Here is a 23364-nt window from a genome sequence, read left to right as displayed (position 1 = left end):
ATGGAATTTACTGTTCAACAGATAGCTGACCTGCTGCAGGGCACGGTGGAAGGAGACAACCAGATAAAGGTCAGCACCTTAGCAAAGATAGAAGAGGCCCAGGCAGGCGCGCTTGCTTTCCTCTCGAACCCCAAGTATGAGCCTTTCTTGTATTCTACGCAGGGCAGCGCAGTGATTGTATCGGACAAACTGGAAGTGAAGAAACCTGTTTCCGCGGCGCTCATACGCGTGTCCGACCCCTATTCCAGCTTTTCTACCCTGTTGCACTACTACCACACAGCGCTGCTTGCCTCCAAAACAGGCGTGGAGGAACCCTGCCACATGGGCGCGGAGAGCCAGATTGGCGAGAACCACTACCGGGGCGCCTTTTCCTATATCGGCAACAACTGCCGGATCGGCCAGAATGTGCGCATCTTCCCGCAGGTATACATCGGCGACAATGTGCGGATAGGCGACAACACGACTATTTTTGCGGGGGCAAAGCTGTATACCAACACGGAGGTAGGAAGCAACTGCACCATTCACGCGGGAGCGGTGCTGGGCAGCGATGGCTTTGGTTTCGCGCCGCAGCCTGACGGCACCTACAAAGCCATCCCGCAGATCGGAAACGTGGTGCTGGAAGACGAGGTGTCTATCGGTGCCAACGCCACGATAGACTGTGCGACCATGGGCGCCACCCGCATCCGGAAAGGCACCAAGATAGACAACCTGGTGCAGATTGCGCACAATGTGGAAGTGGGCCAGAACACGGTGATCGCCTCCCAGACAGGCATCTCCGGGTCCACCAAAATTGGCGACAACTGCGTGATCGCGGGCCAGGTGGGTATAGTGGGGCATATTTCCATCGCCAACAAAACCACAGTGGGGGCGCAGTCGGGCGTTTCGAAATCGGTGAAGGAGACAGGCACCATCATTCAGGGCTCCCCTGCCTTCGACTACAAGCAAAACCTGCGTGCCATGACGGTATTCCGCAAATTGCCGGAGCTGCAGCGTGAGGTCGAGCTCCTCAAAGCAAAAAGCGAGGACTGAACACCCCGTCCTACACAGGCGCTACTTTCCGAATAAAAAGTGGCAATAGCTTATATAAAATCTTAAGTTTGCAACGGCAAAGGGTTTCATACCCCTTCCCTGCTTTATTATAAATGACGGCAGCATTTTGCTGCCGCTCTTGTTATTCCGCAGCAAGCACTTTACACGACTAAGATACGTGCATGAACGATAAACAGCATACCATAAAAGCACCGGTAACCATATCGGGCATTGGGTTGCATACAGGTGTAGTGTCAAACATGACCTTCAGGCCTGCCCCTGTGAACCATGGCTTTAAGTTTCAGCGCATTGACCTGCCTGGCCAACCCATTGTCGCCGCCGATGTGGACAATGTGGTAGACCTGTCGCGGGGAACCACCATTGAGCAGAACGGCGCGCGCGTGAACACCGTGGAGCATACCCTGGCCGCGCTGGTCGGCCTCCAGCTGGACAATGTGCTAATCGAGCTGGACGGCCCGGAGCCTCCCATCATGGACGGGTCTTCCATTGAGTTTGTGAAGGCGCTGCAAAGCGTGGGGCTGGAAGAGCAGAACGCGCTGCGCAACTACTTCGAAATCACCTCGGGCATCACCTACAAGGATGAGAGCCGGGGCGTGGAGATCGTGGCCCTGCCCCTGGACGACTACCGCCTGACCGCCATGGTGGATTACAACTCGCCTGTGCTGGGAAGCCAGCACGCGTCTATCACCAACATGGAGCAGTTTGAGGGCGAAATCGCCCCGTGCCGCACGTTTGTGTTCCTGCACGAGCTGGAGGCGCTTTACAAGCAAAATCTGATCAAGGGCGGCGACCTGGACAATGCCATCGTGATCGTGGACCGCGTGGTGAAGGAGGAGGAACTGGCCTACCTGTCGGACCTGCTCAAGAAGCCGAAGGTACAGGTAAAAGCGGAGGGGGTGCTGAACAACACCGACCTGCGCTTCAGAAATGAGCCTGCCCGCCACAAGTTGCTGGACCTGATGGGCGACCTGGCCCTGATCGGCAGGCCAATTAAAGGCCAGATCCTGGCGGCCCGCCCTGGCCACGCGGCCAATGTGGCTTTCGCCAAGAAGGTGAAAAAGATGATCCGGGACGCCAGCATTAAAAACGTGCCTACCTACGACCCGAAGAAGAAGCCGGTGATGGACATCAACCAGATTGCCGCTACCCTGCCACACCGCTATCCTTTTCTGCTGATCGACAAGATAATCCACCTGGATGAGACGACTGTTACAGGTGTGAAAAATATAACCTTGAATGAACCGTTCTTTCAGGGGCACTTCCCGGGTAACCCGGTGTTGCCCGGCGTGATTCAGATAGAGGCCATGGCCCAGACTGGCGGGATTCTTGTGCTGAGCACGGTAGAAAATCCGGAGGACTACTGGACTTACTTCCTGGGGATAGACAAGTGCCGCTTCAAGCGCAAGGTCATCCCCGGAGACACAATCATTTTTAAATGTGAGTTGCTGGCGCCTATAAAGCGCGGAATTGCCAAAATGAGCGGTCAGGCTTTTGTAGCGGGACAACTGGTGATGGAAGCTGAAATGTCGGCAAGCATAGTAAAAAAAGACGCATGAACCAGCCATTAGCATATATACACCCAGAGGCTAAGATCGCGCAGAACGTGGTGGTGGAGCCCTTTTCCACGATCTACAAAAACGTGGAGATTGGCGAGGGCACCTGGATCGGACCCAACGTGACCATCATGGAGGGGGCCCGCATCGGTAAGAACTGCAAGATTTTCCCGGGGGCCGTTATTTCCTCTGTGCCGCAGGACCTGAAGTTTGCCGGCGAAGACACCATTGCCGTCATTGGCGACAATACCGTAATCCGGGAGTGCGTGACCGTGAGCCGCGGCACGATCGACAAGATGAAAACCGTGATCGGGAGCAATTGCCTCGTGATGTCGTATGCCCACATTGCGCACGACTGCATCATTGGCAACAACTGCATCCTGGTAAACGCTGTGCAGTTGGGCGGGCACGTGGAGATGGGCGAATACGCCATCATCGGCGGTTCCAGCGCAGCGCACCAGTTCGTCAGGATCGGGGCGCACGCCATGGTGTCGGGTGGCTCTTTGATCCGCAAGGACGTGCCGCCCTACGTAAAAGCTGCCCGCGAGCCGCTTACCTATGCCGGCATCAACTCTATCGGGCTGCGCCGCAGGGGCTTTACCAGCGAGCAGATAAACGACATTCAGCATGTATACCGCCTGATCTTCATGAGCGGGCTGAACTATACCGAGGCCCTTGATAAAATCGAGATAGAGCTGGCACCAAGCAAAGAGCGCGACGAGATCCTGAATTTTGTGCGCAACTCCGGCCGCGGTATCATCAAGAGCTATTTCACAAAAGATGCAAATTAGCCTAAGCAATTTAGGTAAACGCTACAACTACGAGTGGATTTTCCGGGGCCTGTCTTATACCTTCGACTCAGGCTCATCTTATGCCATACTGGGGCACAACGGCTCCGGAAAATCCACACTTCTCACGATAATTGCCGGGCACAACCTGCACAGCGAGGGCGAAATAGCCTACACGGCTGGCGGGCAAACAATAGCCCCTGACGAGGTATACCGCCACCTCTCGCTTACGGCACCCTACCTGGAGCTCGTCGAGGACTTCACCCTCACGGAGCTCATTGCCTTCCATACCCGCTTCAAACCGTTGCGACAGGGCCTCTCCCATACCGCCCTGATCGACCGTATGGGCCTGCAGAAATCCAGCAATAAGTTTGTGAAGGATTTTTCCTCCGGTATGAAGCAGCGGCTAAAGCTCGGGCTGGCCATCTACTCAGACACGGCGCTGTTGCTGCTTGATGAGCCTACCACCAACCTCGATCAGGACGGTGTGGCCTGGTATCAGGAGCATGTGGCCCTAAACCAGGCAGACCGCCTCATCATCGTGGGCTCCAACATACTGCACGAATATGGTTTTTGCGAGCAGCAACTGCGCATCTCAGACTTTCATCCGCAGCCCGTCAGGCGGTAGTGGGTGCTCATTATTGACTGCTGAGATGGCCTCTGATGAAACTTTCAAATACATTTCGATATCAAACCAATAGCATCTTATACCCTTTCAAAAGTTAGCGCCATATACCTCAGCAAGCATTTGGGCAATCCAACGATCAAAAAACTACCAATTTTCAGGGAAGCTGCCTAACTTTGTATAACAACACGTAACTCATACCATGGGAAGAGCATTTGAATTCAGAAAGGCCCGCAAGTTCAAGCGTTGGGACAAAATGTCGAAGGCTTTCACGCGCCTCGGCAAAGAGATTGTGATGGCGGTGAAAGAAAGCGGACCCAGCCCAGACACCAACTCACGTTTGCGCACCGCGATCCAAAACGCGAAGGGCGTGAACATGCCGAAAGACCGCATTGAGGCGGCCATCAAGCGGGCTTCATCCAAAGAAGAGAAAGATTACGAGGAGATTGTATACGAAGGGTATGCCCCCCACGGCATTGCGGTGGTGATTGAGTGCGCCACAGACAACCTGAACCGCACCGTAGCCAACGTGCGCATGCATTTCTCCAAAGGCGGAGGCTCCCTGGGCAAAACCGGCTCCCTGGATTTCATGTTCGACCGTAAGGGTATCTTTAAAATAGCCGCCGAAGGCGTGAACCTGGAGGAACTGGAGCTGGAGCTGATCGACTTTGGCGCCGAGGAGATCTATGAGCACGAGGAGGAAATCATCATCGAGACGCCTTTCACGGAGTTTGGCAACATGCAGAAGGGGCTGGAGGAAAAAGGCCTGGAGGTGATTAGTGCCGATGTGCAGCGCATCCCGACCACCCGAACCGAGCTGACAGAAGAGCAGGAAGAAGAAGTGCTGGGCCTGATCGAGCGCTTCGAGGAAGACGACGATGTGCAAGCCGTATACCACAACATGGCGTAGGCTGCCGCATAAGTTATACCGATGGCTGCCCATGGCTTCAGGCTATAGGGGCAGCCATCTTTTTTTAAGCATTCTCCATCGCATCCGGTCGTATTACTTCTGACAAAGCCGGACATACCATACCTCGCCAGCCATGCTGCTATACTTCCTCTTCGCTATCGGATTTGTCTTGCTCATCAAGGGCGCGGATGTGCTTGTGGCCGGGGCCTCGTCTGTGGCCAGGAGCTTTGGCCTGTCAGACATGGTGGTGGGGCTCACGGTGGTGTCGTTTGGCACCTCGCTGCCCGAACTGATCATCAACGTGCTGTCGAGCCTGCAGGGACAGTCTGAGCTGGCCATCGGCAACGTGTTCGGCAGCAATGTGGCCAACCTGCTGCTCATTTTGGGGGTAACTGCCATTATCTGCCCGCTGCCGATCAACAAGAACACCATCCTGAACGAGCTTCCCTTCTCACTCATCGCTACGCTGCTGGTGGGCTTTCTGGCCAACGCCACCCTGCTCTATAACCGCACCGAGCTATACATCAGCCGCGTGGATGGAATCGTGCTCCTGTTCTTCTTCGTCTTGTTTATGGTCTACATTTACCATATCGCGAAAACCAACAAAGAAGAAGTGCTGGCGCAGCAGTCCGATGAACCCGTGATGCCCATCAGAAAATCGGTGCTGATGATTGTGCTGGGCGCGGGCGGCCTGTTCCTGGGGGGCAAATGGGTAGTGGATGGGGCGGTACACATTGCGCAGTCATTTGGCATGAGTGAGTCGTTCATCGGCCTTACCGTTGTAGCTATTGGCACGTCGCTCCCCGAGCTGGTCACCTCTGCCACGGCCGCATTCCGCCGCAACATCGACATTGCGGTGGGCAATGTGGTGGGCTCCAACATCTTCAACCTCCTCTGGATTCTGGGTGTCAGCGCCCTGATCCGCCCGCTTCCGTTTGATGTGGTGAGCAACTCCGACATCGTGATGATGATCTTCGCCAGCACGCTCCTCATTTTGGCGATGCCCCTCCCCCGCAAAAACACCATCGACCGCTGGAAAGGCGTCTTCTTCCTGCTGATCTACTTCAGCTACATCGGCTATCTGGTGGTGCGCGGATAAGCTTCAGGATATATCAAAATAGTTTACAGCTTTGCTTTTTACCGCCGTGCAAATGCACAACGGCGACCAACTACACACCTCTATAGACAGGGGTGATGCTTCAGTTTGATGGGTATAATGTTGCTGGTTTGGTAGGGGTTACGCCTGGACGCCCATGTCCTAACATCATTTTTATCCTCAATTCAGCGCCTACTCACCACTTCCCTTCTCGCTCTGCAGCTAGGCCTGGCATCCATACCCCCGAAGCTGCCTCATTACACCTATATCAGTATATAAAACTGATTACCAGCCCATTATAGCTGTATTCTTTCCTGCTGAAGTAGTCATGACGTAGCCCCTAAGTAGTCATGCTGTAGGTACTTCTTTTGTGAGCCGTGCAACGCTGCCTAATATTGAAGAATTACTTTTTCGGGAAACCACCACCCATTTGTCAGCTAGAATCAATTCATTTTTATACATGGCAAGCGGGAGACCTCGCCCTTAAAAGTAATTGACTAATCACGTTTCGCTTCAAGTCACACCAAAAGATTACCTAACCAAAACGCCATGATGAGAAAACATTTTTACACAGCATTGGGCTGCATTACCCTAACTGCCTGCCTGCACACAGGCGCGGTTGCGGGCGGTTACAGTACGCTACGGCCACTGCGCGTACAGACCGCGCAAGCGGCCACTATAACAGGTAAAGTAACAGACGAGAATGGGGCTGAGTTACCGGGGGTAACGGTGGTGCTGAAAGGCACGACTAAAGGAACCACCACAGATATAGCTGGAAACTTTTCGCTGCCCGTGCCGGAGGGCAACGGCACACTGGTGTTCTCCTTCATCGGGTACCTTGCGCAGGAGGTGCCGATTAATAACCGCGCTACCCTAAACATCTCGCTGAAGCCCGACACCAAAACCCTGGATGAAGTGGTGGTGGTAGGGTATGGTACCCAGAAGAAAAGCGTTGTGACGGGAGCGATCAGCAGTGTGAAGGCCTCTGACCTGGAGAACCAGCAAATCACGCGGGTGGAGCAGGCTTTGCAGGGCCGTACCACAGGCGTTACAGTTGCCTCTAACTCAGGAGCACCGGGATCAGCCGCTACGGTACGGGTAAGGGGTATAACCACGCTTAACAGCAATGACCCACTTTATGTAGTGGACGGTGTGGTGGTGAATGGTGGCATCGACTACCTGAACCAGGCCGATATCGCGTCGATTGAGGTGTTGAAAGATGCTGCCTCTGCCGCTATTTATGGTGCCCGAGCCGCAAACGGCGTTATACTGGTTTCGACCAAGCGCGGAAAGGCTGGCGTAATGAGCGTGAACTACAACGGCTACTACGGTGTGCAGGGTCCGGCGCGAAAGCTGGATATGCTGAATGCCATGGAATATGCCACGCTGCGTAACGAGGCTTCTGTTGCTGGCGGCGGAAACATCGTGTATGAAAACCCGCGCGCACTCGGTGAAGGCACTGACTGGCAGGAGTATGTCTTTAACGACAATGCCCGCATCCAAAACCATGAGTTCAGCATCAGCGGTGGCAACGAAAAGTCCACGTTCTTCAGCTCCTATGGCTACCTGGATCAGGAAGGCATCGTGACCAGCGAGATCTCGAACTACAAGCGCCACAACATCCGCCTGAACTCTACCCATAAAGTAGCAAAATGGCTGACGGTTGGTCAGAACCTGGGTTACTCGCACATCAAAAGCCAGGGCAGCCTGAACCCGAACACAGAGTTCGGTGGGCCGCTTAGCTCCGCGATCAACCTGGACCCTACCACGCCAGCGCTGATCACGGATGAGGCCATCCTCAACGACCCGAACAGCATTTATAACGCGCAGCCGACACTGCGCAACCCGCAGGGCTACCCTTACGGGATTTCCACGACCGTGCAGCAGGAAATGACCAACCCCCTGGCCTATGTGCAGACGCAGCTCGGAAACTACGGCTGGTCTGACAACATTGTGGGGAACGTTTTCGCGGAACTGGAGCCGATCGAGGGCCTGAAACTCAGATCTACGGTAGGCACCAAGCTTGCCTACTGGGGAGGCGAGAGCTTCCGGCCGATCTATTACCTCAATGCCTCTTCCATAAGCCAGCAAACGGCTTTTAACCGCGACCGAAGCAAGGCCTTTGACTACAACATCGAGAACATCCTCTCTTATACCCGCACTATCCAGAAGCATAACTTCACGGTGCTGGCAGGCCAGGGAGCCTACAAAGACGGCAATACCAGCGGCATGTTTATCTCTTTCTCCAACATCCCGGCTAATTCGTTCGATGAGGCATCCTTTAACCTGAAAGTGCCAACCGCAAGCAGAACCGCCGACGCCTATGAGGGAATTGAGCATACCGTAAGCTCCCTATTCGGGCGCGTGGTGTACAACTACGACGAGAAATACCTGTTCACGGGTATCATCCGCCGCGACGGCTCTTCCCGGTTCGGCACCAACAACAAGTATGGCTACTTCCCTTCGGCCTCTATCGGCTGGGTGGCTTCCAGAGAAGACTTCTGGCCGACCAACGAAGCAGTGAACTTCCTGAAAGTGCGCGGCTCCTACGGAGTGGTTGGTAACGATGCTCTGGGTAATTTCCGCTACATCTCCACTGTGGGCGCCAACCGAAACTATACCTTCGGGAACGACAACTACCTGATTGGATACAGCCCCGACGCGCCTGCAAACCCAGACCTGCGCTGGGAAGAAACCACCCAGACAAACGTTGGCTTCGAGACAACCCTCTTCAACGACTGGAACCTGACCTTCGACTGGTATAACAAGAAAACCACGGGCATCCTGCAGCAGATTGACCTGCCAGGCTACGTGGGGGCCACCGGCAGACCGTGGGGCAACGTGGCCGACATGGAGAACCGTGGCGTGGAGCTTGAACTGGGCTACCGCAAGACAATTGGGGATGTTAGCTTCGGTATAAACGGCAATGTGTCTTACCTGCAAAACGAGATCACCTTTTTAGGCGATGGCAAAGACTTTCTGGAGGGCGGCGAAAGCATCCAGAACATTGCTTACCCACTTACGCGCGTGGCCGTTGGCCAGTCATACGGCGCTTTCTACGGCTTCCGCACGATGGGCATCTTCCAGAACGAGGCAGAGGTAGCTAACTACAAAGGTGCTAATGGCGAGGCTATCCAGCCAAACGCCCAGCCAGGCGACTTCCGTTGGGCAGACCTGAACGGTGACGGCCAGATCAACGCAGATGACCGCACCTTTATCGGCAAGCCACTCCCCGACTGGACGTATGGCCTCACGCTGAATGCCGCCTACAAGAACTTTGACCTGATGATCTTCGGGCAGGGTGTGGCTGGCAACCAGATCTTCCAGGGCCTGCGCCGCCTCGACATCCCCACGGCTAACTGGCAGCAATCCGCCCTTGGCCGCTGGACTGGCGAGGGTACTTCTAACGACTACCCGAGGCTGACAACCGAAGACACGAACCGCAACTTCACTTACCCTTCTGACTTCTTCCTGGAAGATGGTGACTACTTCCGCATCAAGACGCTGCAGGTTGGCTACACGCTGCCAGGCACGCTATCCTCTAAGCTGGCGATGCAGAAAGCCCGCGTGTACGTGAGCAGCAACAATCTGCTGACCTTCACAAAATACAGCGGGTATGACCCGGAGATCGGCGGAAACATTTTCGGTATCGACCGGGCATTCTATCCGCAGGCCCGCTCCTTCATGGTTGGCGTAAACATTGGATTTTAATTAGACAAACAGAGACAAGATGAAAAAGAGCTATATAAAATACGCTGCGATCATGGCGCTGGGCTTACCGGCGCTGAGTGCCTGCGAGAAGGATTTTCTGGAGGTAGACCCTCGGGGCACCGTGCTGGAATCGAATTACTACAGCAACCCACAGGAGGCTTTTGCCGGTATGGTGGCCGCCTACGACCCTTTGGGCTGGGAGGCCGGCGGCACGTTCCATAACATTGCGGGCATCAATGCCGCCTCAGACGATGCCTACGCCGGTGGCGGCGGCTCTTCTGACATGAACACCTGGCAGGTATGGAACAACTATACCCTGGACCCTGCCATTGGGCCTCAGAGCGAATACTGGAACCGGAACTTCACGGGTGTGTCCAGGGCCAACACGATCCTGGAGAAAGTGCAGGCAGGCATCCCCGGCCTCGACAACGCGACGCAAGCCCGGTATATGGCCGAAGCGAAGTTCCTGCGCGCCTACTACTACTTTGACCTGGTTCGCCTCTTCAGAAACGTGCCTCTCATCACGAGCTCGCTCTCTACGGAGGCAATTTACAGCGTGACGCAGGCGAGCCCCGAGGAGGTATACGCCCAGATTGAGAAAGACCTGACTGAGGCGATCCCGGGCTTGCCGCAAACGGTATCTGCAGCCAGCGAAGGCGGCCGCGCGACGCAAGGAGCCGCCAAGGCGCTTCTGGGGAAAGTACACCTGTTCCAGAAAGAGTGGAGCGCGGCGGCCGCGCAACTGGCAGACGTGAACGGCACGCCGGGCGGATCGAGCCAGTATGGGTATAAACTGCTGGACAATTTCGGAGCCATCTTCAGCCCGGCAAACAAGTTCAACAGCGAGTCTATCTTTGAGATTGTGCATACGTCAGTGGCGAATGGCCATTGGGGCAGTTTCCCGAATGTGGAGGGCAACGTGGCCGTTACCATGATGGGCCCGAGAGGCTACTCAGGCGCCACCTATGTGGCAGGCTGGGGCTTCAACCCGCTGACGCTGGACCTGGTAAATGCCCTGAAAGGCGACCCACGGTATAAATACACCGTCGCGAACCTGGACAGCCTGGAGAACGCGGGAGCGGCTACCTACGAGAAAGGCTATCAGAACACCGGCTATTTTGTAGAGAAGTTTGCGCCGAAGGCTGACTGGAAAAGCACAGGAGGAGGCGAGCCCCTGCTCAACTGGCCGAACGACTACATCGAGATTCGCCTGGCAGACACCTACCTGATGGAGGCCGAGGCCCTGATCCAGGGCGGCGGTGACCTGAACAGGGCGGCTGCCTTGCTCAACGCCGTGCGCGCCCGCGTAGGCCTTGCCCCCGTAGCCGCCACACTGGAAAACGTGTACACCGAGCGCCGCCTGGAACTAGCCACAGAAGGTCACCGCTGGTATGACCTGGTGCGCACCGGCAGAGCCGCCACCGTGCTTGCCCCATTCGGGTTTAAAGCCGGCAAGCACGAAGTGCTGCCAATCCCGCAGTCGGAGCTGAACAACACCAAGCTGGAGCAAAACCCCGAGTACCGCTAACCATTAGGCAATCCTCTTAAAGAAATAACCATGAAGTATAAGACATCTATATCCAGAGTTTATTCCCTGCTGGCTGTGGCGCTGCTGACAAGTATGTTCACAGCCTGCTCGCCGGACGAATCAGACGCGGAGCTGGCCCCCGCCCCTACCGCAGAGATGGTGGCGTTCTCGGCAACCCCAAATACGGACAACCCGAACATCATCACTTTCAATAACGAGACTCCCGGCGCTTTTAAGGCAATCTGGGACTTCGGGAACGGGTCTACAGCAGAAGGGCAGACTGCGGAAGGAGCCTTTGCCGTTGAAGGCGACTACACCGTGAAGCTGACCGTGTTTACCAGCGGGGGCTATACCTCCAACACCAAAACCATCCACATAGACAACACCAACTTTTCGATGCTGGACCGGGAAGACTATAACTTCCTGACGGGCGGTGCCAGCAACGCGACCGGCAAAACATGGGTGATCGAGAAAGACGAGGCAGGCCATATGGGTGTGGGACCTATCGGCGCCGCAACGCCGGAGTGGTGGTCGGCCGCGCCAAACGACAAGGCCGGCGAGGGCTTGTACGATGACGAGATGGTTTTCAACCTGAACGGCTTTGCCTATACCTATAAGAACAACGGAAACACGTTTGTGAACGGGGCGAACGCCGCGGGCTTAGGTGGCACCAAACAGGGCGATGACTTTACCTTGTCCTATACCCCTCCTACCGACATGACCTGGAGCATCGTGGAAGAGAACGGCAAGAAATACCTTTCCCTGTCCAAGCAAGGGTTTGTTGGATATTACACGGGCGTGTCGCGCTACGAGATCCTAAAACTGACAGAGAACGAGCTGTACCTGAAGGGTGCTGACGCTGCAAACGCGGCGAACGGCTGGTGGTTGCGCCTGGTGCCGAAGGGGTATAGCCGTCCGGTAGTTGAAAAACCATACAAGAGCACGGATATCTACGACACGTTTGACACCGACGGGAATGTGGTGTGGAAGCGGGATAACCTGACCCTGAACGAAAGCTACGACAACCCCGCTCCCATCCCGGTCAACCAGTCGGCCAAGGTGGCGATGTACATCAAGCAGGAAGGCCAGGCCTTTGAGTTCGCCAACATGTACACCGAGTTCGCCCACAAGCTGGACCTGCGCGAGCGCCACGTGATCAAGCTCAAGGTATTTATACCCAGCTACAACGACTTTACGACGGCAGCCGGCGAAGACTGGGCGAACAAGAACCTGCTGAAGCAAGTGTCTGTCAAGCTGCAGGACGCCTCCTCTGCACAGCCCTGGACAAACCAGGTGGAAGTGAAGCAGCAGGTGAATGAGCTCGACAAATGGGTGGAACTGACCTTTGACTTCGGAGCCGCCGATGTGGTGAACCGGAAAGACCTCGACCGGATCGTAATCCAGATAGGAGGCGAGGGCAACTTCATTCCGGGTATCTTCTTCCTCGACGACATCGAACTTGTGAAATAGCTGTTTGGGAAGCCAGGGTGTTGTGCCCTGGCTTTTTTTAAGAGCACGCGCTTTATCTGAGTATTCAAAACATGCAGTGGAACAGGCGTTTCACCTGCGCTAAACGTCCTTTCTTATGCTTTTCATCAGTATCACAAAACCCCTTGCCTCGCTGGCGGCGATTTTTGCCTTGTCTGTCTGCAGCTCCTGCTCACAAAGCGAAACGCCGATGCCCATCATCACCAAACCCCAGGCCCCCACAGACCAGAACTGGAAATTTGAGAGCACGCCCATCTGGGCCGATGAATTCAGTTACACGGGCGCACCCGACCCTGAAAAATGGGGGTATGATATCGGCGGAACGGGCTGGGGCAACAACGAACTGCAGTACTACTCCAATAGCCCGGACAATGCGAGCGTGGCGGACGGGACACTGGTCATCACGGCCCGAAAAGAGAACACGAACGGCAACGCGTACTCCTCGGCCAGGCTGGTGACCAAGGGCAAAGGCGACTTTTTGTATGGCAGGTTTGAGATCAAAGCCAAACTGCCCACCGGCCGGGGCACCTGGCCCGCCATCTGGATGCTGCCTACCGATTGGGCATACGGCGACTGGCCCAAATCTGGCGAGATTGACATCATGGAGCACGTGGGCTACGACCAGAACAAGGTCCACATCACCGTGCATACCGAAGCCTATAACCACAGCAAAAACACCCAAAAGGGAAACAGCAAAGTAATTCCCACGGCCAGCACCGAGTTCCACCTCTACCGCGTCGACTGGACCCCATACGCGGTGAGAGGCTCCATAGACGACCAGCAGGTGTTTGAGTTCATCAACGACGGAAAGGGCTATGCCTCCTGGCCGTTCAACAAGCGCTTCCACCTGCTACTCAACATTGCGGTTGGCGGCAACTGGGGAGGCGCAGAAGGCGTGGATCCGAACGTGTTCCCGCAAAGCATGCAAATAGACTATGTGCGCGTGTACAAAATGATTGAGTAGCGATACCGCACAGATATTAACCAGAACCAATAAAAATGAGAATAAGAACTATAGCCTGGGCAGCCTGTATCGCCCTCACGTGCTTCTCCAATGTGCAGGCACAAAAATCAAAAACAGGCACCGTCAAAGCAGAGGCCCCCTACAACGAGGCCGAATTAAACAAAAAGGTAGAAGCGCTTCTGCAGAAAATGACGCTGGAGGAGAAAGTGGGCCAGATGGCGCAGATTACCTTGGACGTGGTGGGCAAGGGCGAGAACCGTTACACGAGCTTCGAGCCCCTGCAACTGGACAAAGAGGCCCTGAAAAGGGCACTGGTTGACTATAAAATCGGCTCTGTGCTGAATACCGCCAACAACACTGCCCTCACGCCACAAAAGTGGTATAGCCTTATCAGCGAGATACAGCAGGTAGCCATGAAAGACACCCGCCTGGGTATACCTGTCATATACGGGGTGGATGAGATTCACGGGGCGACCTATACCGTGGGGGCCACCATGTTTCCGCAGCAGATAAACCAGGCTGCCAGCCGCAACCGTGCGCTGGTGAAGCGCGGCGCTGAGATCACGGCGTACGAGACCCGCGCCAGTTCCATACCCTGGAACTTCTCCCCGGTGCTGGACCTGGCACCAGATCCCCGGTTTCCGCGCCAGTTCGAGTCCTTTGGCGAAGACCCTTACTTAACGACAGAACTGGGCGTGCAGATGATCGACGGCTACGAAGGCGTGCACAACAACATCGGGCACCCCGAGCATGTGGCCTCCTGCATGAAGCACTTCCTGGGATACCAGGTTCCGACCTCCGGCAAGGACCGCACCCCAACCACCATCTCCGACGTGGAGCTGCGCGAGTATCACCTGCCGTCTTTCAAGGCGGCCATAGACGCAGGCGCGCATACCATCATGATCAACTCCGGTATCGTGAACGGCGTTCCGGTGCATTCCAACCACGACATCCTGACTAAGTTGCTGAAGGAAGAACTGGGCTTTAAAGGCCTTGTGGTAACGGACTGGGGTGATATTGAGTACCTCCATAACCGCGACCGCGTGGCCAGCGACATGAAGGAAGCCATCATGCTGGCCATTAACGCCGGTATCGATATGTCGATGATCCCATACCAGTATGAGCCTTTCTGCGATGGACTGGTGGAGCTGGTGAAAGAGGGTAAAGTAAAGGAAGAGCGGATAAATGACGCGGTGCGCCGTGTCCTGCGTGTGAAGTACGCCCTCAACCTGTTTGAGCGGCCCACCACCAACCCCAAAGACTACCCTAAGTTTGGCAGCAAGGAGTTTGAAGACGCCGCATACCAGATGGCAGCCGAATCGATTACCCTCCTCAAGAACCAGAATGGCGTGCTTCCGCTGAAGAAAACGGCAAAGGTACTGGTAACAGGCCCAAATGCCAACAACATGCGCACCCTCAACGGAGCCTGGACCTACTCCTGGCAAGGTGAAAAAACGGACGCGTTTGCCGCCAGGTATAACACCATTCTGGAGGCGGTGCAGCAGGAAGTCGGCAACCAAAACGTGACCTATGTGCCGGGCGTGAGCTATAAGATGGAGGGCAAATACTACGAAGAGACTGCAGATCAGATGGCAGAAGCATTAGCGGCGGCCCAAAACGTGGATGTCGTGATTCTGTGTATCGGAGAGAACACCTCCACAGAAACCCCCGGCAACCTCAACGACTTATACCTCTCTGACCTGCAGACTGAGCTTACCACCAAACTGCTTGCCACCGGGAAGCCTGTGGTGCTGGTGCTCAACGAGGGCCGCCCGCGCATCATCAGCCGCATCGAGCCAAATGCCCAGGCCATTGTGCAGATTTACCAGCCGGGCAACTTCGGTGGAAACGCGCTGGCCGACGTGTTGTTCGGCGACGTGAACCCTTCCGGCAAGCTGCCTTACAACTACCCGCGCTACCCCAACGCAATTGTGCCCTATATTCACAAGCCCGCCGCGGAGCAGGGCAAGGCAGCCGGCGTTTATAACTACGAGGCCGATTACAGCCCACAGTATGAGTTCGGCCATGGCCTGAGCTATACCACGTTTAAATACAGCGGCCTGAAGCTGAGCAAGCCCGAGATTGGCCCCAACGAGAAACTGACGGTAAGCGTAACCGTGCAGAACACCGGCCAGCGGGAAGGCAAAGAGACGATCCAGCTGTTCACCTCCGACCTATATGCCAGCGGCATCACCCCGGATGTGCGTCGCCTGCGCCGGTTCGAGAAAATCACGCTGAAGCCTGGCGAAACCCGAACGGTGTCGTTCACGCTTACGCCCGATGATCTGGCTTATACCGCCCGGGATGGCAAAAGGCTGGTGGAGGCAGGTGCCTTTGAGGTACAGATAGCAGACCAAACGCAGAAATTCAATCTCACCGAAACCAATACGCTGTAACCGATGCTCTTGAATTCCAACACTCAGTCTACCCTATCCGAGCAAGTGCGGCTAAACACCCCGAGCAGAAGCCATTTGCTGCCGGTAGCCTGAAGCACCCCTATACTATTACCCTAACCCTAAAAGAGAGAGGCAGGCTGTATGGCCTGCCTCTCCTTGTTTAACGCCTCAGTAGTTGAGCATAAACTCTGTCAGGTTTTCCTCCTGGCTCAGGTTTATTTTTTTCCGGATGCGGTACCTGCTCGTTTCTATACCCCGCAACGACAGCTTGAGCAGCGAGGCAATCTCTTTGCTGGTTAGGTTCAGCCGCAGGTAAGCGCACAGCTTCAGGTCACGGTGCGTTAGCTCCGGGTAGTCCTCCCGAAGGCGCTTCAGGAAATCCTGGTGCACCTGGTCGAAATGCAACTCAAACTGCTCCCAGTTGTTCTCAAACTTGATTTCCTCGTCCACCGACTTCAGCAGCTTCTTCACCTGCTTCTGCGTGTCCTTGCAGCTGATCTGATCGATCGTCTCCTGCAGCTGGTCTCTCACCTTGTGCACGGCCTCCATGTTTTGCATCACGTGCACGGCGGAGCTGGTCAGTTCCTTGTTCTTGTGCACCAGCTCACTCTCCAGTTTCTCGTTGTTCAGCCTGATGATCTCTTTCTCAGCCTGCAGCACCTCCTCCATATGCTGCGCCTCTTTCAGCTTAATCTCCTTTTCTTTCTCTTCCTGCAGCCTTGCCTCTGTGGCGTTTATGTGCCGGTCCATCAGGTGCTTTAGCAGCAGCAGCAGCAGCATGCCCAGCACGAAGTAACCGATATACGCCCACACCGAGCGGTACCAGGGCGGCACTATGACAAAGGTATACGTGGCCTCTTCGCTCTCATTCCCATACACGTTTTTCGCCCTTACGTGAAAGGTATAGCGCCCCTCGGGCAGGTTGGTGTATTCCTTCTGCAGGGAGGCCGTCCACGGCGACCACTTCGTCTCAAACCCCTCCAGGTTGTATTGGTATTGCACCTTGTCGATGTCTTCGTAAAAGATGGCCGAAAAGGTAAACTTCAGGGAGTTAAGGGTATAGGGCAGCGCTGGCACCTCGCTTTCTGACTGATCGAGCACGGCTTCCCCCTCGCGGGCAAAGGTTCCGCCGGAGAGCAGGGAGTCCTGGGCCTGGGCCGTTATTTCGACGCGGCGGAGCAGGGTATGGAAGCTCCTGTTAAAGTTTTTGGCCTGCAGGTACGACGGATGGAAATGCACGAAGCCCTCGTCGGTGCCGATCAGCACATTCTGCTGGTTGTAGTGCATAATGTGCTCAAAGCCTCCAATCAGCTTGCCCTCCAGCTTGTTAAACGGTATTTTCTCGACCTCATAGCTGCCGTTGCTTCGCTTCTTGAGCACGCCCATTTCTTCTCCGGCCGAAAACCAGACATTGCCCTCTCTGTCTTCAATCAGCTTTCTGACGTGCGTGCCCTCAGCAAAAAACTTGCTCAGCTCCTCGTGCCTCACAAAGCGGTCCTTGCCCTGATCATACCGGTATACCCCCTGCTCCCCGGTAAAAACCAGCTCGCCGTCTACCTTAAACACGTTGATGAACAGGTTAGACGGAAACCCCGCGCGCTGGTCATAAAAACGCAACTGCTCCACTGTGTCAAGATTGGCGGAAAGCTTGAGTTTATACACCCCTTTATACCCGTGCGCCACCCATATATGGCCCTCCTTGTCCTCCTCCACTATCCTGGATGATTCGTCGAAACCGCTCATTCTGTGCTGAAAGATGAGCCGCCCATCCACAACTTTATAAAGCAGCAAACCCGAATAGGTGCCGCACAACACGTAGTCTGGCCGCGATGCCAGAGGCACAAAGATCCAGGCCCCGCGATGGTCAGACAGTTTCCGGGCCTTGTTATTTTCAATGGTATAAGGCCCGCTGTGGTGCGACATCAGCAGCTGCCCGTTGATTTTCTGCAGGTTGTATACCTGCCCCTGGGAGTTTTCGACCTGCCGGAAAGAAGAGGGGTTCAGCGGATTCTCGGCATCCGACCACGGTTTATAAAACAGGCCGTCGTTCGTGCCCAGGTAAAGGATGTCCCCGTCCAGCAGCGAGGCGTATCCTGTGCCAGGCAGGCCGTTCTTGGCGTTGAAAAGCGTGAATGCCGAGTTTATCTCCACGTAGTCGATGCCATTGTTCAGCGCCAGCCACAGGTTCCCCCCCTGATCCTGGTAGATACTCCGGACGGTGCTGTTTTGCAACCCTTTCTCGCGGTTCAGGTGCTGGCGCGGCCTGCCTTCTTTATCAACAATCAGGAGGCCGTTGTGCGAAGTCCCGATGGCGTACTCCTCGCCCAGGGGTATGGCCGTATTGATTTTATTTCGGATCAGGAAGTCTTCCGTTGGCCAACCCGCCGGCTCAAAGCTACTGTAGCCATCATACAGGTAAACCCCGTTCTCCTCCGTCATGATCAACGTTTTGCCGCCGCTGTAAGGCAGCATGGCCACGACAACCTTTGTGGCAAGCGCCTCACTTCCCGGAATCAGCATAAAGCGCTCGTTCCGGAGCTCGTAAATCCCTTGGCCAGGCACAGGCACCAGCAGTTTTTTCTGCACTACAAAAGGGAAACCACTGGGGGCGGCGGGTGCCTCGTATACCGTAATCTCATTGTCGCGCAAACGGTACACGGCCAACACGGAACAAAAGAAAACATCTTCTTCGGAGATATAGATTTTCCAGATGTCGTCGAAATCGCGGTACTTTTTCTCGATCCGGGGTTTGAGCGATTGATACGACATGCGCCCGGACGCGTCGGGTTGCAAGTAGCCAAAATCGTCCTGTCCGCCCACATACACGCGGCCCTTTTTGTCTACCGCGAGCGAGCGCACGATGGTGCGGTTGGCCAGGCTGATGGTGCGCCAATGATTCCCGTCAAACTCCAGCACCCCAAAGTTATTCCCGAAGTAAAGGACACCCCGGTGGTCCTGCACCGCGGCCCAGTTCTGCGGCGAGGATTTGTATTCTTTTTGGGTATAGTTGGTGATGTAAGGGATGCCCTCGTTTCTGCCCTGTGCCAGGGTAGCAGCACATGCCAGCAGCATGCACATGAGTATCATGATTAAATTTTTCATTTAAAATCCTGCCCTTCTTTAGCTAGATCATATTGTGAGCATATGTTTTCGGTTGAGCGAAGAAATCATATGCCTGAATCAAAGATAAAGCTAACCAATATAATGCGATTATGGTAGTTTTCGCGGCGCAGCCTGCTTTATACCGGGCCGAAAATATTTTCGCGCAAGCGAGCTGCCCTGCGCATAGTAGCGCTTCATGGGTTAAACACAACAATTTAGGCAAATGGTTGCCTGCCTGCGATGCGCAACTACAGTTGTGGCTCCTGAACCCAGGCTATGCTCGCACCGAGCTGGCACTCAGGGGGAAGAGCGTACAGGTTGTGTTAGCAGGTATGGCGGGATAACTTTACATGAAACAGCGTGGCTGGAACAGCGCAAACATTTAGAAGCTGTTTTAAAACTTCTGTAAGAGCTATTTTAGAAATATAGACTATAGTCCTAAAGGCCATTTCCACAGTGTTTAATTAGTTTCCAGAATCCAATTTTCCCGCTTGTATAGGTTTTATAACAGTCTATCAGAATTTAGAAAATTTAAATAAGTGATACTTGGGAGTACTATAATAGATTAGTTACATAATAGTACCCCCAAGTATACAATTGTATTTGGTGATATCATCAGACTTATCCATGGTTTGAAGGGCAGTCTTTAGAAAAATTCTATGATATTATTATTTAGGTAGTGGGCTAATTACTGGATAATGAGCTACTATGGCGTTGGCTTCAGTCGTAGGGGCAGTGGAAATCCACCGACAAAGCTAATGGATGTGATAAACTGAGTGCCTGAAAGGCCAGGAACATGATTGTTATATGCCTGCATTCTTGGTAATACTGCCTGTGCTCTAATATTTCCGAACTTTGCCGTTAATGAGTATTCTATCCCGTGATAAGTTGTCCTGTCATTAAGAAGATATTTCTCACGTGTAAAACGACCAATTCCATTTTTGTTTCCTGCATCACTTTGAATGCTTCTACCAATATAACTTACTCCAACTCTAACAGAAATTCCGCTTTTTCTCCTATCATATTGAGGAATAAACTCATGAAATATACCTGCTTTCCAACCAACTACAGCGACATCTAAATGCCTTTTAATTGATAATATTTCTGAGCTAGATCCTAAATACGTAGAATCGTATGCCCAAAATTGACTTGCAGCGAAAGCATTCATCTGTAAGCCATCTATATATAACCTCCTCTTCCAAACATTTTTCAACTTATCTCCCAAATTTTCTCCATCTCTAGTGGTAATGGAATTTTCTTTAAAGTAAAAAACAAAATTCAAATCAGTTGCACGTCCTGAAGGCACTGGAGCAAGAATGTAATTTCCAAATGTTCTATTATTTGTTATGACGTTATTGCTAGTTATAGCAAAAGATGTATCTACTGTTGATGCTACATTGATTATAAAATCGAGTTGAAGTTCCCCACCGCCTAGATTATCTGGCCATATTCTCCATAAAGTTCCTCCTAACCCTGTTCTTGCAGATATATCTTTACCTTCACTTAAGGCAAGTTGTATATCTCCGGTTCCAACAAATGAAACTTCTGCGAGTCCTTCTATTTTTACTGTATCTGGAACATAAGATTGTATAGAAAATTGTGCATTAGTTATAACCGGAACTAGGCAGATTAGGCAGAGGAATATAATTGCTTTCATAGTATCGTCTTTATTTTAGTACGAAATAAAGATGATAAGTTATAACTTAGCTAACAATACCTATTTGTGAGTATTTCTTAAACTAATAGGGCTATGATACATAAATTGGCTTAAAAATTTGAGAAGCTACTTTAAAACCTATTGAAAAAACTTTTTAACTTCACTGCTATCATAGTTAATTAGAGCATGCTTTGGGCGTTTATTCTGTTTTTCTCATAGCCTTTGCTCAGACGTCTTGCGTGTATCATCCAGGCAAATGTCCTTTACGCTACCCACCTCCTAGGCATTACCTTAAAGTCTTTCTTGCTGTCGCTTCGCAGCAGCACCTGCCAGCATCTGCCTCATAGCTTCTTAACAAAGAGGCGCAGGTAGCGTAGCAGGGACTTGCCCCTCTTCTCAAACACTCTAGCGGTATATACCCAGACGGCCAGCACATCCCTTGCATATAAGTGATAATTAAGTACATGTGGCTATTTAGCCGCTTTCCCGCGTCGTAGCCCCGATGCCAGCCATATGGCGAGCACGACGGACGGCCTGAGTTCGGATTTTCTTGATCAGAAATCAATTGATAGAGACTCCTAGGCCCCGTCCCTGCTCCAGTGGTTGAAATAGCCATAAACAGTTTGCCAGCAGGGAAAATTGTGCGACAAGATGTAACCACTTTTCACCACGTAAAAGACCGTGTTTATGACTTCTTTTGTGTTTGCTGCGGGACGCCTGCGCCCTTGTTTGCCGATCTGATAACAGGCACGGCTTGTTTTAGCTTTTTCCAGCCGTTTTGGCTGATCTCGTTTAGAAAACTTTTCCTTTTTTGTTTCTCTTGCGTGGTGCTTACCGAGATTTTGATTAGTTGGTCAAATAACAATCTTAAACAAGGAGGGCGCTTTTTTATTCCTAATTACCCTCTAAAACAACCGCATCGCGAAGGCAAGCGGCAGTATGAGGCTTTTAAGGCGCGCGTGTTCCGCACGAGGTGGTTTGACGCTGCGCTAGAAGTTCCAGGGGTATAAATCCGGCTCTTTGCCGTTGCGTGTTTTCATGCGCAGCGGATGCACGGCTTCCGTCTCGTCGAAGTAGAGGAAAGCATCATACCGATCCGGTATAAGCGTTGGCACATAATTCCCGAAGGCTTCGTACCGCCGGTCATACACCACGCCGATGGCCCGGTGCCCGATGGGCTTTTGCAGGGCAGGCACATCGCGTAAATCCTTCGCCAGGATGATCTTGTCTTCGTCATCCATACGGTGCAGCATGTCTTCCCAACTACCCTCCACGGCAGGCGGCACCTCCATCTTTTGCATGGGCGCCCCCCACGACTTGCCCGCCACCACCGTGCCCTGATACGTGCCAAAACCGATAAGCTTCACCTGGTCCCGGCCATACCGCTCGCGGGCCAGCTGGCCAATGTTATACATCCCGTCGTCGGCCATGGAGGTATAGCTGGCGTCTCCGACGTGCGTGTTGTGCTCCCACACAATGGCCTTCGCCTCCGGCCCATGAAACTCAAGCAGCCGATCCAGGGTCTCCATCATGTGGCTGTCGCGCACGTTCCAGGAGTTGCTCCCCCCCTGAATCATGGCCCGGTAATACCTCTCGGCATTCACGGCCACCAGGGCATTCTGATGCGTGTTAAACTCCCGCTCCGAGTCGTCGTGGTACACGCGCTGGGCCTGCACTTTCTGCAGCATCTCCACTACCTCCTGCTCGCAGTCGGTGGGCACAAAGGCTGTTGCCTGCGCATACTCCTGCGGGTCGCGGTTAAAGGGCTCAAAGCAGCTGATGGCCATGCGGGCCGCCTCGGCCGCCTGCCCGTTGTTGTTCTCCATAAAAGACATGATCTGGTCCAGCGACTCCCACAGGCTGTAGACATCCAGGCCGTAAAAGCCCACCTTCTCCTGCACGCTTTTCAGATGATTGTATTCGCGGATCCACTCGATCAGGGCCGCCACCTCCCAGTTGGCCCACATCCAGGTGGGCCAGCGCTTGTACACCTGCAGCACATCGGCAATCTTGCTGTTTTCTCCCTGATAGCCTTTTATCAGGCGGTTCACGGCGTAGCACTCCGGCCAGTCTCCCTCCACTGCTATAAAGCCAAAGCCTTTTTGCTGGATAAGCCTTTTCGAGATGGCGGTGCGCCAGGTATAAAATTCAGAAGTGCCGTGCGTCGCCTCGCCAAGCATCACCACCCTGGCATCCCCGATCTCCTCCATCAACACGTCCAGGTCTTTCTCCTTCTTAAGCTGGGTATAGTTAAAAAGTCTGTCTTCCATAGTTGTATCCGCTAAATGTCGCGCAGGAGTCGCTCCCCAAAACTTTGGTGTAGTGTACTTTCAATGAGCACTTTATGTTATCATAAAAAAGCCCCCGCGATGCTGCTTAGGCAAAGCGGAGGCTCCAGTTGGGGTATCTTTTTTAGCTTAGAAGCTGTTTTAAAAGGTAATTAGGGATAAAAAAAGTGCCCACTTTGGTTAAGATAGTTATTCGACCAACTAATCA

The 23364-nt window shown here is 53.6% G+C and carries 16 protein-coding genes; 12 read left to right on the top strand and 4 right to left on the bottom strand.

Annotated elements, in window-relative coordinates:
• From lpxD to MKJ04_RS06090, 11 genes are all read left to right on the top strand, one after another.
• Window positions 1-1029 carry a UDP-3-O-(3-hydroxymyristoyl)glucosamine N-acyltransferase gene (gene lpxD / locus MKJ04_RS06140; RefSeq protein ID WP_241640329.1) on the top strand — a complete coding sequence of 343 codons (1029 nt, stop codon included), beginning with the start codon at window positions 1-3 and terminating at the stop codon, window positions 1027-1029.
• Between the two features lie 182 nt (window positions 1030-1211).
• Window positions 1212-2606, top strand: coding sequence for a bifunctional UDP-3-O-[3-hydroxymyristoyl] N-acetylglucosamine deacetylase/3-hydroxyacyl-ACP dehydratase (locus MKJ04_RS06135; RefSeq protein ID WP_241640321.1), 1395 nt, complete (start codon window positions 1212-1214; stop codon window positions 2604-2606).
• A complete protein-coding gene (lpxA, locus tag MKJ04_RS06130; RefSeq protein ID WP_241640313.1) occupies window positions 2603-3394 on the top strand; it encodes an acyl-ACP--UDP-N-acetylglucosamine O-acyltransferase in 792 nt (263 codons plus the stop codon). The genes MKJ04_RS06135 and lpxA overlap by 4 nt, the downstream gene beginning before the upstream one ends.
• Entirely contained in the window at window positions 3384-4019 is a 636-nt protein-coding gene (locus MKJ04_RS06125; RefSeq protein WP_241640311.1) for an ATP-binding cassette domain-containing protein, read from the top strand. Before lpxA ends, MKJ04_RS06125 begins: the two co-directional genes overlap by 11 nt.
• 199 nt (window positions 4020-4218) lie before the next feature.
• Window positions 4219-4926 (top strand): YebC/PmpR family DNA-binding transcriptional regulator, encoded by a 708-nt coding sequence (locus MKJ04_RS06120; RefSeq protein ID WP_241640308.1) that lies wholly within the window; start codon window positions 4219-4221, stop codon window positions 4924-4926.
• 133 nt (window positions 4927-5059) lie between these two features.
• Window positions 5060-6025, top strand: a complete 966-nt coding sequence (locus MKJ04_RS06115) for a calcium/sodium antiporter (protein ID WP_241640306.1) — start codon at window positions 5060-5062, stop codon at window positions 6023-6025.
• Window positions 6026-6571: 546 nt separating this feature from the next.
• On the top strand, window positions 6572-9733 hold the full coding sequence (locus MKJ04_RS06110; RefSeq protein WP_241640299.1) for a SusC/RagA family TonB-linked outer membrane protein: 3162 nt from the start codon (window positions 6572-6574) through the stop codon (window positions 9731-9733).
• A gap of 19 nt (window positions 9734-9752) precedes the next feature.
• Window positions 9753-11261 (top strand): RagB/SusD family nutrient uptake outer membrane protein, encoded by a 1509-nt coding sequence (locus tag MKJ04_RS06105; RefSeq protein WP_241640298.1) that lies wholly within the window; start codon window positions 9753-9755, stop codon window positions 11259-11261.
• A 30-nt stretch (window positions 11262-11291) separates the two neighbouring features.
• Window positions 11292-12731: a PKD domain-containing protein gene (locus MKJ04_RS06100; protein WP_241640297.1), complete on the top strand. Its 1440-nt coding sequence runs from the start codon at window positions 11292-11294 to the stop codon at window positions 12729-12731.
• Between the two features lie 115 nt (window positions 12732-12846).
• Window positions 12847-13713, top strand: a complete 867-nt coding sequence (locus tag MKJ04_RS06095) for a family 16 glycosylhydrolase (RefSeq protein WP_241640296.1) — start codon at window positions 12847-12849, stop codon at window positions 13711-13713.
• Between the two features lie 35 nt (window positions 13714-13748).
• The gene (locus tag MKJ04_RS06090; protein WP_241640295.1) at window positions 13749-16109 is read left to right on the top strand and encodes a glycoside hydrolase family 3 N-terminal domain-containing protein; all 2361 of its coding nucleotides are present in this window, start codon (window positions 13749-13751) and stop codon (window positions 16107-16109) included.
• Window positions 16110-16277: 168 nt separating this feature from the next.
• On the opposite strand, the gene MKJ04_RS06085 is transcribed toward MKJ04_RS06090, so the two are convergent.
• The 3 genes from MKJ04_RS06085 to MKJ04_RS22940 all read right to left on the bottom strand — a co-directional run bounded on the left by MKJ04_RS06085 (window position 16278) and on the right by MKJ04_RS22940 (window position 21536).
• Window positions 16278-19196, bottom strand: a complete 2919-nt coding sequence (locus MKJ04_RS06085) for a two-component regulator propeller domain-containing protein (RefSeq protein WP_241640291.1) — start codon at window positions 19194-19196, stop codon at window positions 16278-16280.
• A 721-nt stretch (window positions 19197-19917) separates the two neighbouring features.
• Window positions 19918-20868 carry a hypothetical protein gene (locus tag MKJ04_RS06080; protein ID WP_241640289.1) on the bottom strand — a complete coding sequence of 317 codons (951 nt, stop codon included), beginning with the start codon at window positions 20866-20868 and terminating at the stop codon, window positions 19918-19920.
• A gap of 578 nt (window positions 20869-21446) precedes the next feature.
• Window positions 21447-21536: a transposase gene (locus tag MKJ04_RS22940; RefSeq protein ID WP_410896810.1), complete on the bottom strand. Its 90-nt coding sequence runs from the start codon at window positions 21534-21536 to the stop codon at window positions 21447-21449.
• On the opposite strand from MKJ04_RS22940, the gene MKJ04_RS06075 reads away from it, so the two are divergent.
• The gene (locus MKJ04_RS06075; RefSeq protein ID WP_241640287.1) at window positions 21492-21878 is read left to right on the top strand and encodes a hypothetical protein; all 387 of its coding nucleotides are present in this window, start codon (window positions 21492-21494) and stop codon (window positions 21876-21878) included. The genes MKJ04_RS22940 and MKJ04_RS06075 overlap by 45 nt on opposite strands.
• Here the strand turns inward: MKJ04_RS06075 and MKJ04_RS06070 are convergent.
• On the bottom strand, window positions 21858-23138 hold the full coding sequence (locus tag MKJ04_RS06070; protein ID WP_241640285.1) for an erythromycin esterase family protein: 1281 nt from the start codon (window positions 23136-23138) through the stop codon (window positions 21858-21860). The genes MKJ04_RS06075 and MKJ04_RS06070 overlap by 21 nt on opposite strands.
• Window positions 23139-23364 lie beyond the last annotated feature (226 nt).

This window comes from Pontibacter sp. E15-1 (assembly GCF_022601975.1).
In the GTDB taxonomy this organism is placed as follows: domain Bacteria; phylum Bacteroidota; class Bacteroidia; order Cytophagales; family Hymenobacteraceae; genus Pontibacter.
This window is presented reverse-complemented; position numbering and strand designations above follow the sequence as displayed.